Annotated in this window: 12 protein-coding genes; 8 read left to right on the top strand and 4 right to left on the bottom strand. The window is 66.3% G+C overall.

Annotation, left to right across the window (positions count from 1 at the left end; all coding sequences use genetic code 11):
- Positions 1-20: 20 nt before the first annotated feature.
- On the bottom strand, positions 21-584 hold the full coding sequence (locus tag A5791_RS24895) for a hypothetical protein (RefSeq protein ID WP_067242809.1): 564 nt from the start codon (positions 582-584) through the stop codon (positions 21-23).
- A gap of 246 nt (positions 585-830) precedes the next feature.
- Between A5791_RS24895 and A5791_RS24900 the strand changes: the two genes are divergently transcribed.
- A complete protein-coding gene (locus A5791_RS24900) occupies positions 831-2,696 on the top strand; it encodes a DUF4407 domain-containing protein (protein WP_067242811.1) in 1,866 nt (621 codons plus the stop codon).
- A 72-nt stretch (positions 2,697-2,768) separates the two neighbouring features.
- On the opposite strand, the gene A5791_RS24905 is transcribed toward A5791_RS24900, so the two are convergent.
- A complete protein-coding gene (locus A5791_RS24905; protein WP_067242813.1) occupies positions 2,769-3,989 on the bottom strand; it encodes a cytochrome P450 in 1,221 nt (406 codons plus the stop codon).
- Between the two features lie 189 nt (positions 3,990-4,178).
- Here A5791_RS24905 and A5791_RS24910 point away from each other — a divergent pair, with 189 nt between their 5' ends.
- Complete coding sequence (locus tag A5791_RS24910) at positions 4,179-4,727, top strand: TetR/AcrR family transcriptional regulator (protein WP_067242815.1); 549 nt, start codon at positions 4,179-4,181, stop codon at positions 4,725-4,727.
- Between the two features lie 55 nt (positions 4,728-4,782).
- On the opposite strand, the gene A5791_RS24915 is transcribed toward A5791_RS24910, so the two are convergent.
- Together A5791_RS24915 and A5791_RS24920 are read right to left on the bottom strand one after the other, a co-directional pair.
- Entirely contained in the window at positions 4,783-5,073 is a 291-nt protein-coding gene (locus A5791_RS24915; protein ID WP_067242817.1) for an ANTAR domain-containing protein, read from the bottom strand.
- A gap of 254 nt (positions 5,074-5,327) precedes the next feature.
- Complete coding sequence (locus tag A5791_RS24920; protein ID WP_067242819.1) at positions 5,328-6,542, bottom strand: M28 family peptidase; 1,215 nt, start codon at positions 6,540-6,542, stop codon at positions 5,328-5,330.
- Between the two features lie 373 nt (positions 6,543-6,915).
- Between A5791_RS24920 and A5791_RS24925 the strand changes: the two genes are divergently transcribed.
- The 6 genes from A5791_RS24925 (at position 6,916) to A5791_RS24950 (ending at position 12,514) form a co-directional block, all read left to right on the top strand.
- Complete coding sequence (locus A5791_RS24925; RefSeq protein ID WP_067242821.1) at positions 6,916-7,779, top strand: mycofactocin-coupled SDR family oxidoreductase; 864 nt, start codon at positions 6,916-6,918, stop codon at positions 7,777-7,779.
- 94 nt (positions 7,780-7,873) lie between these two features.
- The gene (locus A5791_RS24930) at positions 7,874-8,812 is read left to right on the top strand and encodes a thiamine pyrophosphate-dependent dehydrogenase E1 component subunit alpha (protein ID WP_082967129.1); all 939 of its coding nucleotides are present in this window, start codon (positions 7,874-7,876) and stop codon (positions 8,810-8,812) included.
- Positions 8,813-8,822: 10 nt separating this feature from the next.
- Positions 8,823-9,839 (top strand): alpha-ketoacid dehydrogenase subunit beta, encoded by a 1,017-nt coding sequence (locus A5791_RS24935; protein WP_067242826.1) that lies wholly within the window; start codon positions 8,823-8,825, stop codon positions 9,837-9,839.
- Entirely contained in the window at positions 9,832-10,068 is a 237-nt protein-coding gene (locus tag A5791_RS24940) for a lipoyl domain-containing protein (RefSeq protein ID WP_067242828.1), read from the top strand. Before A5791_RS24935 ends, A5791_RS24940 begins: the two co-directional genes overlap by 8 nt.
- 19 nt (positions 10,069-10,087) lie before the next feature.
- Entirely contained in the window at positions 10,088-10,960 is an 873-nt protein-coding gene (locus A5791_RS24945) for an enoyl-CoA hydratase-related protein (protein WP_067242830.1), read from the top strand.
- 18 nt (positions 10,961-10,978) lie between these two features.
- Positions 10,979-12,514 carry an acyl-CoA synthetase gene (locus tag A5791_RS24950; RefSeq protein WP_067242832.1) on the top strand — a complete coding sequence of 512 codons (1,536 nt, stop codon included), beginning with the start codon at positions 10,979-10,981 and terminating at the stop codon, positions 12,512-12,514.
- The last annotated feature ends 13 nt before the right edge of the window (positions 12,515-12,527 follow it).

Here is a 12,527-nt window from a genome sequence, read left to right on the forward strand (position 1 = left end):
CTTTGAAAGCCGGTTAAACCTTACGGGCGGTCCCAGGTGGTCTCCAACTGGTGTGCCACGTCGATGACTTGTGCGGCCTGGGACTGCGGCGCGTCGATTTCGTCAGCCACGTAATGGGCGATGAATCGGCGGATCTCGCCATCGACGCCTGCGATGATGCGCAACACCTCACCGCGAATGGATTTGGACGACACGTTGACGGTGATGTCGGAGGGTCGCGGCTTCGCCACGTCGACGATCAAGATCAGCGGCTTTGCGGCCCGCGCGGTAGCGCGCAGCGCGATGTCCCCGGTGACGGTGAACCGCTGCTTGTCCAGCCGTAGGTCGAGGAGCAGATCGATCGTCAACGGAATGTGGATTACGAAGGTGATGCTGTCGCCGAGGCGACGGGTGACCTGCGGGTCTTTGACTTTGACGTTCGCGCTGACCTTGGCGATTCCCCCGGGCCCCTGCGCGATCGGCTCCATCGCGAACTCGGTGCCCGCGAAATCGGCGAATGCGGCGGCGACCCGCTCGGGGGTGACGGCAACCTCGAAAAATCTACGGCCGAACTCTTCGTAGGTAACGTAGTCGTAGTTTTGCATAGGTTTATACCGTCTCACGTTACGTGCCGTATTGGCCGCTGATCCGCCCGCGTGGCAGTTTTCGGGCCGGAATTCAGCGCCCGACGAGGCACGATGCCGCAGCGTGGCGGCTTGGCGTTGGCGCCGCGAATGTGTGATTCGTCGCCCGTTGCCGGATTTGTGAAGAGGGCCACAAGCGGTCTTTTCGATTCGGTGTGTCGGGGGGCAAGCTGCCAGGCTTGGAAAAACTGGAGGTGTTGGAATCTCATGCGCGCGCATGAAGCTACTGAGTCGCGCCTGGCCGCATCCAGGGTGGAGAGGCTGCTGACCTGGCTCGGCGGGGGGCACTGGGGCGAACTCGGTGAGCGTTACGAGCGGTCCACGCATGCCGTGGCCGGTGCCATCGTGCTGTGCGGGGCCCTGCTGGCCTGGCTCGTCGCCGGCCTGGCGGTCGGTCAGTCGGCGCGCTGGCCGGCGTGGGCGGTCATCGGGCTGGCCCTGGTCTTCGGCCTGCTGGTCGGTGCGGTAACCCGCGGCATCGCCGGCGGCCCCGGGCGCGGTGTTCCGAGCGCTTTGGGACGCGGGGCGGTCGCGGTCGCCGTCGGCGTCATCGTGGGTGAGCTGGCCTCACTCGTCATGTTCTCCGGCTCGATCGACCGCCGTCTCGACGAGCGGGCCGCGCTGAGCGCCGAATCCGCGCCGGCGGTGGCGCACGCGTCGGCGAGCCTGGCCCGCTCCCGCGATGCGCGGAATGCGCTGGACAGCGCCGTCGAGCGGGCCCGGGGCCAGCTGGACAACGCCCTGGTGGTGGCGCGTTGCGAATATCACCCCACACCGGGCTGCCCGCAAACCCGGATCACCGGAGTTCCCGGCGCCGGACCCGAAACACGAACGGCAAACGAACTTCTGGATGATGCGCGACGGGAGTTGGACAATGCCAACGCCACTCGCGACCGCGAAGCCCCACGGCTGGACGCCCTCGTCGCTCACGGCGAGCAGGCCCTGGCCGAGGCGCGGCACAGCGCGACCGCCGACAGCGGTCGCGGACTCGGTGACCGTTGGGTCGCGCTGAACGATCTGACACTCGCCAGTGTCGGCGTGTTACTGCTGCGGCTGCTGACGATGGCGATTTTCGCGCTGCTTTACCTGCTTCCGCTGATTCTGCGCCGGTGGCGCGGCGAGACGACTCACGATCGCCGGTCAACCGCGCGCGCGGACCGCGAACGCGCCGAGCTGGAGGCCGAGACGGCCATCGCCATCAAGCGCACCGAAGTGCGCCGCGAGGCCGAAATCCTGTGGGCCGAACACCAACTCACCCAAGCCCGGCTCGCCATCGAGGCCCAGCTGGAGATCGACCGCGAGCAGCAACGTCGTCGAGTCGTCGAAGCGCTCGAAGGTCCTGAGCGGCCGGTCCGGGCTTTTCCCGGTGTGCAGGCGCAGCGTACTTTCGAACCAGTGGAGGAAGACATGTATCTGCCGATTGCCGCAGAAGCCGAGGCTGCCAGTCGCGCCGCCGCTCAATTGCCCGCTGCCGCAACGGATACTCCGTCGGACACGCCGGAGAACCTGCCGGCACCGGCCGAATCGGGTAGCGCGGTCGAACCGCACCAGGAGCGTGCAGCGGGAACGCCGCTGATCCCGTCGATCCCAGACGCGACCAGAGCCGCGGCTCGCTGGATTCGCCCGCTGGTGCCGCCCTTCGTGGCTCGGGCCATCGACAACACGACTCAGCCGCTGCGCACCGCTCGGCAGGTGTTCGAAGAGGTCGAAGAGATCGCGTTCTCGCTCAAGCGGACCCGCAAAGTCACGGTGAACTCCGAAAGTTCCGAGCCGGGCGGTCCTCAGGCGGGCGCGCAAGCGCAGCCCACTCCGGCCGAGAACCCGGCTGGGAGCCAACGCATCCCGTCGTGGCGTGACCATGCAGACCCCTGGGACGCCGGTAACTTCGAGAGCTACGGGCGGCTTCCTGCCGACGACGGGTACCCGTCTTTGAGCCGGGCATCGGCGGACGGTCGGCCGGGCCCCTCACTCGAGTCGGCAGAACGCGACCGCCAGCGCCAGTTGATCGAGCGCGAAGGGCCGCGTCAACTGCGGTCACCCGACGGTCCGCGACAACTTCCGGCCGCCGAATAGCACCGGGCGGTCGTGGTTCCCCGACCGGCGTCGGAGGACGAAACCGCCTGTACCGAGGGCGAATTCAGTGTGCTAGGTGAGCGCAAGTTCAAGGCGTTCGAGGCGTCGCACCAGGATGCTGGGTAACCATCGTCCGACGTCGGCCACCTCGATCATCGACGTGCGTTCGAGTAGCATTCGCAAGACAATCCGGGCCTCCAGGCGGGCCAGCGCGGCACCGACGCAAAAGTGCGCGCCTTTCCCAAAGCTGATGTGGCCCTTGGTTTCAGAGCGGTCCAGGCGGAACTCGCCGGGGGCCTCGAAGTGCGCCGGATCGCGGTTGGCCGCACCCCACAGCAGCAGCAGATGCGAGTTGGCGGGTAACTCCACCCCGGCCAGCGTGCTGTGATTTCGCACGTGCCGGTAGTGGCCCCGGAACGGTGCCTCGTAGCGCAGCGTCTCCTCGACGAATGATCCAAGCAATACCGGCTTTTCGCGCACCTGCCGCTGGATGTCGGCCCGGTGCGCCAGCATCCACGCCGCGCTGCCCAGCAGCGAAGCCGTCGATTCGCCGCCGGCCGCGAACAACGTCACCATCATCACCTGGGCGGTGATCATGTCCAGCTCACCCGCCGCGCAAGCGGTGGCCAGCTCGCGGAGCAGGTTGTCCGGCGGGCCGGCCTTGGCGACCTGACTTGCCGCGGCGAAGCGCTCGGCGATGTAACCGCTGAGTTCGAGCACGGCGGTGCCGGCGGCGGCAAGCTGATCCTCATCGACCAGCCCGTCGAGCAACTGGGTGGCCGCGTATCCCCACTTCACCAATTGAGCAACGTCGGTGTCGGGCACGCCGATCAGCTGAGCCACCACCATCATGGGCAGACGGTTGGCCACGGCGCCCATCCACTCGATGCGGCCACCACGCATGCCGTCGGTTAACAGCCGATCGGCGGCCTGCGAGGCGAAGTCCTCCAGCGCCCGGATCCGCCGAGCCGCCAGGTGGCGTATCAACAGCTTGCGGTGCATCGCGTGCGCGGGACCGTCGGCGGTGGCCAATACATGGGTAGGGCCGCCGAGCGGGTCCATCTCAAACGGCTTGACGGTGGCGTCTCGGGCGCACGTCATCGTCGCGGTCAGGTTGGACGAGAAGTCCTCCGGACGGCTGACGGCTTCGATGACCGCATCCCAACCGCACACCGCGTAGAACTGCGAGTCGCCGATGCGATGCACCGGCCCCGCGGCCTGCATGCGCTCGTAAAGCGGATAGGGATCCTGCAGAGCTTCAGCGGTAAACAACGTCTGCTCGGCGACGGTCATTTTCCCAGGCTGATCGGCGGATCGGCGCACGTCAACGGTGCTGAGAGAAGTTGAAAACCGGCGCCGGCCAGGCACCTGGCAGGTGTTCTCACCGCGCGGCCCCGACCTGGGCCTTCGCTGAGAATAAGCGCCACGTTTGTCTCAGTGTGAGAAGCTGTATCCACTACTTCTCTGAAGGTCAGGTGAGCTGTGCCGCGTGACGATTGGCTGGTCGGTGGCGACCGGCGGGCAGCCGCCACCGAACGCATTTACGCCGCGGCGACCAACCTCATCGCGAAGCAGGGGCTGGACGCGTTCGACATCGACACGCTGGCCGCGCGCGTCCACTGTTCCCGTGCGACCGTCTATCGATACGCCGGCGGAAAGGCCGAAATCCGCGACGCAGTACTTGCGCGCGCCGCCAATCGTATCGTCGACGCCGTCCGCTCGGATGTCGAGGGGTTGACCGGGCCGGAACGCGTCGCCACCGCGATCATCTTGGCACTCAACAGGATTCGCTCCGACCCACTGGGCCAACTGATGGTCGGCTCGATCCGCGCCACCGACGAAATTTCGTGGCTCACCTCTTCGCCGCTGCTGGCCGGCTTCGCCACCGATCTGGCCGGGCTCACTGACGGCGACCCGCAGGCCGCGCAATGGTTGGTTCGCGTGGTGTTGTCGCTGATGTACTTGCCCGCCGAGAATGACGACGCCGAACGCCAACTGGTGCAGCGCTTTGTCGTGCCCGCCTTCACTTGAATCGGGTGCTCTGGAAGCGACGCCCGCGGTACTTCCCCATTACCGCGGCCGTCGTTCAGCAGGCCGCGGCGGCCTTCCGGGCGAACAACTGACCCCATTCGTGGCGGGCCGCAGACTGCGCTTCGCTGAAGCTGGGTGTCTTCTCGCCTTCACCCGCGAGGTGGACCAGCGCCCACGCCATCGCGAATACCGGCACCTTGTGACGTAGTGCGGCGCTGTGCAATTCGTCGAACGCGGTCTCTGACGGGCAGCGCCGCAAGCCGATGAGAATGCCCCGCGCGGTGTCCAGAATGCGGCCCGAGTTGTGGCCAGACGACATCTGGGCCGGAACCCAGTTAGCGATCATGAAGTGGATACCTCCTGTTGAGCCCTATCGATGTCGGCGAATTCGCGACCACGATCCCCGATAGCGCACTGTGCAATGATTTGTGTTTCAAACGCGGAGTGCCAGACCAACGCCTGAATCGATATGTGCTTGTGACGGCGCCGATATCGACGGGGGCGTCAACTGCGCGTCGGGCAATGGCAAGTGACAGAGCGTCTTTTAGCAGCCAGGGGATGAATCGATTCCGATCGGCGTAGCGGTACGCCAAAGCGGGATCACCGCACCAACTCTCGCATCACCGCTTCGGCGACCGTCACGGCGTGGCTCACCGTCTCGTAGACCAGGTTCTCCGGTGTGTCCGACATCAGGTGATAGTTGGACAACTCCTTGTGGCGGTCGATCGACGAGAAGCATGCGGTTGGGTATCTCGCGCGGCTCATCAGCACCGCGTCGGTGCTGTTGCGGGATCGCATGCCCCTGCGCAGCGGCGCGTCGGCCCGCTCGGCCGCGCGTATCACCAGGTCGCGGAACGGACCGTAGTAGTAGTCCTCCATCACGGTGGTGCCCTCACCCTCGAGCATGATCAGCTCCGGTGATCCGACCGTGTCGAAATTGAGGAAGTAGGTCCGGCCGCGGTCGAGTTCGGGCGCATGCCGCGCCATGAACCCGTAGATACCGCCCTGCAATATTTCCTCGGCGCCGAGCGAAACCAGCAGGGCGCGTACACCTCTCACCGGTCGCTCACACAGCCGTTCGGCAAGCGCGACGATCAGCGCAACGGCAGACAGATTGTCGTTGGCTCCGGGGACGACGGGGCTGCGAGCGATGTCGGCAAATATCGCGGCCGCCGCCGCACTCATCGCGGCACCTGCGATCATCATCCTGCGGCTGCCGCGCAGGGCGCCGACGCCTGCGAGGGTGGGCGCGAGGATGGGCGGCCACCAGTTGGGCAGCGATGTGTTCATGCGCTCGGCGATGCCGGGAAATCGCTCGACCAAGAACTGCTGAGGACCTTGGTTGAAGAACTTGCCGGTGCGCGCCGCGTCGTGGTGAGCGCACACGACGACCGTGTGCTCGCCGCCGGGATCACCCGCCTCGGCCACGACGTTCCACGTCGTTCGTGCCTTCTGCACGCTCTTGCGGGCCACCCGCGGACCGTTGGAACAGTCGTCGGCGATCGCCAGCCCCGCCCCCACGCCTGCCAGCGCTGCGGGTACCCGCAGGCGCCGGCTGACTAGGCCCGCAAGCCCGGCTGCCGCCCCGATCGCCGCCAGCTTCACGTGCAAGCGGGGGTAGCCGTCGAAGAACTGCTCGTCCTCGATCCGCACATTTCGCGCACCCGCCGTGCGCAGGCGCTCGACGATCCACTCGGCCGCCTGCCGCTCCCCCGGTTCACCGGCAGCGCGTTCGATCGGCGCTAGGGTCTCGACGACCTCACGCATCGTGGCCAGCTCGGTCGGCAGCGCGGTGATCCGACCAGACTGGGCCATGGCAGCTCCTCTCGGTACTTTGTGAGCCAATTTCAGCACCAGAGTGCCTGCACGCGCACACAATCTTCTCAGTAGAAGCCGATGTGGCAGATGGCCCGCCGGCAGGCGCCGCCACCCGGGCGGCCATTCCTTGCTATTTTAGATATTCTAGCTACTGTAGGGGATACAGTAGCCCGGCTGCGGCCGCGCTGCGCCAAGGAAAGTCATCAGCGCGGCAGTATTTCGTGGGAGAGATGCGATGGAGCCGACCGTTGATCTGAGCCCAATCCCGATGCGGCGCACCCGTCGCCGGGTCGCGGCCGTCCCGGAAATGCTTTGGGCTGCAACGGCTGTCGTGTATACGATTACCGGGATATAAGGGCGGGTTGCGGCGATGGGCAGGGTGACGGGCAAGGTTGCGGTGATCAGCGGGGCCGCGCGCGGTCAGGGTCGTTCGCACGCGCGGATGCTGGCCGCGGAGGGCGCCGACATCATCGCGGTCGATCTGTGCGAAGACATCGAAACGAACGAGTACCCGCTGGCGCGTCCGGAGGACCTCGAGGAGACCGCGCGACTGGTCGAGAAGGAGGGCCAGCGCGTGGTGAGCGCGATCGCCGATGTGCGCGACCGCGTGGCGCTGTCCAAGGCGATCGACGACGGCGTCGCAGAACTCGGACATCTCGACATCGTCGTCGCCAACGCCGGCATCTGTCCGTTGACCGCCGGCCTACCGCCAAAGGCCTTCGCCGACGCCGTGGACGTGGACCTGGTTGGTGTGCTCAACCTGGTGCACGCCAGCCTCAAGCATCTGCGACCCGGCGCGTCGATCATCGTCATAGGATCGAACGCCGCATTCATGTCGTCGATGAACACGAGCGGCATCGACGGCGGTCCCGGTGGGGCCGGCTACGCCTTCGCGAAACTGGCTGCGGCACATTACGTCAACGACTTCGCCCGGGCGCTGGCACCGTTCTCCATCCGGATGAATGCGGTGCACCCGACGAACGTCAACACCGACATGCTGCACAGCGCGCCGATGTACCGGGCGTTCCGGCCCGACTTGCAGAACCCCACCCGCGAGGATGCCGAGCCGATCTTCCCGCTGGTGCAGTCGATGCCGATCCCCTACGTCGAACCCGAGGACATCAGCGAGGCGGTGCTGTTCCTGGCCTCCGACGCGGCCCGCTACATCACCGGGCAGCAGCTGCGCGTCGACGGCGGCGGCTTCCTCAAGGTCAAACCATGGTCGGGCGGGTGACCGAGGTGACGCCAATCCGACTGCGCCGCAGCAAAACTGGAGGAGCACTGTGAGCGAGGAGCCGCCCGCGGTTCAGCGTCGGCTCTACGCGTTGATGGTGTTGATGAAGGCCGCCGACGACCGGCTGTCCAAGGGCATCGGCACCGGCGAGTTCATGTGCGTGTACTGGCCGTCGCGCGGGCAGGAGGCGATCGCCGCTGCGATGGGCGTCGCGCTGCGCCCCGACGACCAGCTGGTCACGACGTACCGCGGCTTGCATGACCTGATCGGCAAGGGTGTCCCGCTGGAGGAGATCTACGGCGAGATGATGGGGCGCACCGTCGGCGCTTGTCGCGGCAAGGGCGGCACCATGCACATCGCCAACCCGGACAAGGGTGTGATGCTCTCGACAGGAATCGTCGGCGCGGGCCCACCGGTGGCCGTGGGGCTGGCGATGGTCGGCAGACGCAAAGGCCTCGACCGGGTCACGGTGGTCAGTTTCGGCGACGGCGCCACCAACACCGGCTCGTTTCACGAGGCGGCCAACATGGCCGCGCTCTGGGATCTGCCACTGGTCTTCGTGTGCCAGAACAACCTGTACGCCGAGATGACACCGACGTCGGACACGATGAAACTCGCGCGCGTCGCCGAGCGTGCCGCGGGTTACGGCATGCCGGGCGTCCACGTCGACGGCAACGACCCGCTGGCAGTCAAATCGGTACTCGACCAGGCGCTGCAGCGGGCGCGTGCCGGCGAGGGACCGACCTTCATCGAATGCGTGACATTCCGGTTCCGCGGCCACTACTTCGGTGACCGGATGCCATACATCCCCAAGGATCAGCTGGCCACGGCGATGGCGGCCGATCCGGTGCCGCGGTTTCGGCGCTACCTCGCAAACGCCGGCATCTGCACCGAAGACGAGCTCAGCCGGATCGACGACGACGCACTGCAGACGGTGGAGAACGCACTGAACACCGTGATGAGCGCCGACCCCGCCCCCGCCGAAGAACTCCAGCGCGACGTGTACGCGACGCCGATCGGGTTCCCGGTCTGAGGAGTGCGGGATGAATAGAAAAGAGGGAGTAGACGAAAAAGAGATGACCATGCGCGAGGCGCTGAACCTCGCGCTGGATCAGGCGTTGCAGGCCGACGACAGGGTGTTTCTGCTAGGTGAGGACATTGCCGACCCGGGAGCGTCCGGCCCGACGGCGGGCCTGTCCACCAAATACGGCCACGACCGGGTCCTGGACACGCCGATTTCGGAGGCCGCGATCGTCGGTGCGGCGATCGGTGCCGCCATCGACGGGATGCTGCCGGTAGCCGAGATCATGATCATGGATTTCATCGGCATCGCCGCCGATCAGCTGATCAACAATGCCGCGAAACTGCGGTTCATGACCGGCGGGCGCACCACCGCACCGATCACCATCCGGACCCAGGTGTATGCCGGGCTGGCCACCGGCGCAACGCATTCGCAGAGCCTGGAGGCGTGGTTCATGCATATTCCGGGGATGAAGGTGATCGTGCCGTCCACTCCGCGCGACGGCAAAGGCCTGCTGACGTCGGCGATCTTCGACGAGGACCCGTGTCTGTTCGTCGAGACGATCCGGCTGCAGGGCAAGAAGGGATCGGTACCGGCCGATCCGGGATTCTCAATCCCGTTGGGCCAGGCCGACATCAAACGTCCGGGTACCGACCTGACCGTGATCAGCTACGGGCGCAGTGTGCACGACGCGCTGGCGGCCGCGACCATCCTGCAGGAGCAGGGGGTGGACGTCGAGGTCGTCGACCTGCGCACCCTGGTACCTCTCGACGTGGACACGATCGTCGGCTCCGCCCGTCGCACCCGCAGGGTCGTGGTCGTGCACGACGCGGTCCAATTCGCCGGGCCGGGAGCCGAAATCGCGGCCATCCTGCAGTCCGAACTGTTCGGCGAGCTGGTCGCACCCATCGAGCGCGTCGGTGCCCGGTTCGTCCCCAACCCTGCGGCGGCGGCGCTCGAGGCCCAGGTGTATCCCTCGCCGGCACGAATCGTGGCGGCCGCGCAGCGCACGCTGCAGAGGGCGGGAGCCCGTGACTGACTTCATCATTCGTATCCCCCGGGTGTCGGTCGCCGTCTCAGAAGCCGAGCTCACCGACCTTCTCGTCGAGGCCGGCGAACATGTCGAAGCGGGCACACCCATCTACGTGATCGCCACCGAGAAGGTGGAGCAGGAAATCGAAGCCGGCGCCTCCGGCACGGTGCAATGGTCCGGCCAGATCGGAAAGACCTACGACATCGGCGCCCAGATCGGCGTCATCAGCTCATAACGAAAGGTGAGGGCAGGCAATGGATCTCAACGAGACCCGAGAGAGAATCATCTACCAAAAGGACGGCCCGATCGCGAAGGTCACCCTCAACTGGCCGGAGAAGGCCAACGCCCAGGATCAGAAGCTGGCCGAAGAGGTCGACGCCGCGCTGCTTGACGCGGATCGCGACTACGACATCAAGGTCCTAATCATGAAGGCCAACGGTAAGGGCTTCTGCTCGGGCCACGCGATCGGCAACAACGCGGTCGATTACCCGGCTTTCGTGGAAGGCGCGAAGGTCATGGGCACGCCGTGGAAACCGCAGACCGACCTGTTCGTGAAGCCCATCCTTAATCTGTGGGAGTTCTCCAAGCCGACCATCGCCCAGGTACACGGCTACTGCGTCGGCGGGGGCACCCATTACGGGCTGACCACCGACATCGTCATCGCCTCCGACGACGCCTACTTCTCCTACCCGCCGCTGCAGGGTTTCGGCATGCCGTCCGGCGAATGCTCCATCGAGCCATGGGTTTTCATGAACTGGCGGCGCGCGGCTTACTACCTCTATCTCGCCGAGGTCATCGACGCCAAACGGGCGCTGGAGATCGGTCTGGTCAACGAGGTCGTCCCGCGCGACGAGCTGGACTCACGGGTCGATGCCATTGCCCGCCACATCGCCCAGGCCCCGATGACAACCCTGCTGGCGACCAAGGCCAACCTGAAGCGGGCTTGGGAGCTGATGGGCATGCGGGTCCACTGGCAGAGCTCCAACGACCTGGTCGCGCTTGCCTCGGTCAGCAGGGACGTGCAGCAGTTGATCCAGACCGTGTTCAAGGACAAGGTGCTGCCGTCCGAACAGGCGCGCCGCCAGGCGGCCGCCGCTGCATCGGCCGACGGCGCAGCGACCAGTTGAGTTTTCGAGGTTCATCCGGTGAACATCGCCGACCACGCGATCACCGCCGGCCACTCGCCGGCCATCATCGTCGCCGACGGTGACACGATCTCGTACGGCGAGCTGTACACCCGCAGCCAGCGCGTCGCCGCGGTGCTGCACGATGCGGGGCTGCGCCGCGGCGACGGAGTTGCGCTGGTCCTGCCGAACCGGGCGGAGTGCCTCGAAATCACCTGGGGCTGCCAGCTTTCCGGGCTTTACTACACCGCCGTCAACACCCACTTCACGCCCGATGAAGTCGCCTACGTCATCGACGACTCCGACGCGCGGGCGGTGCTGGTCGACGGGTCGATGGGCGAGCTCGCGGCGCATATCCGCGAAGTCAACACCGGCGTCAAGGTCCATCTGGTCGTCGGTCCGGACTTGCCGGGCTGGCGCCGCTATGAAGACGCGCTGGCGGCGGCGGGCGATGCGCCGCCGCTGTCGGACGGCTCGGAGATGCTCTATTCGTCAGGTACCACCGGGCGGCCCAAGGCGGTGCGGCGGCCGCTGCCGGCCGACGGCAACGGGTCATGGGCGCAGGCGGTGCTGGAGATGGCGTTGACCCACAAGTACGGGATGAGCCCGTCGAGCGTGTACCTCTCCCCCGCGCCGCTCTACCACGCCGCCGGGGTGAACTACACCATGGCGGTCCACCGCGTCGGCGCCGCGTCGATCGTCATGCCCAAGTTCGACGCCGAGAGCGTGCTACGGCTGATCGAGACCCACCGGGTGACTCATGCCCAGTTCGTGCCGACGATGTTCGTGCGGATGCTCAAGCTGCACAGGGCCGTCCGGCAACGCTATGACGTCTCCAGCTTGCGGTGCGTGATCCACGCGGCCGCGCCCTGCCCGGTGGACGTCAAACACCGGATGATGGAGTGGTTCGGGCCCATCATTCACGAATATTACGGCGGCACAGAGGGATTCGCCGGGACCACGATCGGCCCCGAAGAGTGGCTCGCGCATCCCGGTTCGGTGGGCGTGCCGATGTCTCCCGTCCACGTGGTCGGCGACGACGGGGAGGAGCTCCCCGTCGGCCAGGCCGGCGAGCTGTACTTCGAGGGCGGCCCGGCATTCGAGTACTTCAAGGATCCCGCCAAGACCGCGTCGGTGTACAACGAGCGAGGTTGGCGGACACTGGGAGACATGGGCTACGTCGACGAGGACGGATACCTCTACCTCACCGACCGCTCGACCTTCATGATCGTCTCCGGTGGGGTCAACATCTATCCGCAGGAGGCCGAAAACCTTCTGGTCATGCACCCGAAACTCGTCGACGCAGCGGTCTTCGGCATTCCGAACGACGAGTTCGGCGAGGAGGTCAAGGCCGTCGTGCAGCCGGTCGAGGGTGTCACTCCCGGGCCCGACCTGGAGGCCGAGCTCATCGAGTACTGCCGAAAACACCTCGCGGGGTACAAGTGCCCGCGCACAATCGAATTCGACCCGCAGCTGCCCCGGGACCCGAACGGAAAGCTTTACAAGAGGCGTATCCGTGAACGTTACTGGGCGGGGCGGGCGTCGCGAATCGTGTGACCCCGCATCGAAG

It is taken from the genome of Mycobacterium sp. 852002-51163_SCH5372311, from assembly GCF_001667115.1.
In the GTDB taxonomy this organism is placed as follows: domain Bacteria; phylum Actinomycetota; class Actinomycetes; order Mycobacteriales; family Mycobacteriaceae; genus Mycobacterium.

Coding starts and splice junctions, on each gene's coding strand:
- A5791_RS24895 (WP_067242809.1), bottom strand. CDS start 584: ATGCAAAACTACGACTACGTTACCTACGAAGAGTTCGGCCGTAGATTT.
- A5791_RS24900 (WP_067242811.1), top strand. CDS start 831: ATGCGCGCGCATGAAGCTACTGAGTCGCGCCTGGCCGCATCCAGGGTG.
- A5791_RS24905 (WP_067242813.1), bottom strand. CDS start 3,989: ATGACCGTCGCCGAGCAGACGTTGTTTACCGCTGAAGCTCTGCAGGAT.
- A5791_RS24915 (WP_067242817.1), bottom strand. CDS start 5,073: ATGATCGCTAACTGGGTTCCGGCCCAGATGTCGTCTGGCCACAACTCG.
- A5791_RS24920 (WP_067242819.1), bottom strand. CDS start 6,542: ATGGCCCAGTCTGGTCGGATCACCGCGCTGCCGACCGAGCTGGCCACG.
- A5791_RS24925 (WP_067242821.1), top strand. CDS start 6,916: ATGGGCAGGGTGACGGGCAAGGTTGCGGTGATCAGCGGGGCCGCGCGC.
- A5791_RS24930 (WP_082967129.1), top strand. CDS start 7,874: ATGGTGTTGATGAAGGCCGCCGACGACCGGCTGTCCAAGGGCATCGGC.
- A5791_RS24935 (WP_067242826.1), top strand. CDS start 8,823: ATGAATAGAAAAGAGGGAGTAGACGAAAAAGAGATGACCATGCGCGAG.
- A5791_RS24945 (WP_067242830.1), top strand. CDS start 10,088: ATGGATCTCAACGAGACCCGAGAGAGAATCATCTACCAAAAGGACGGC.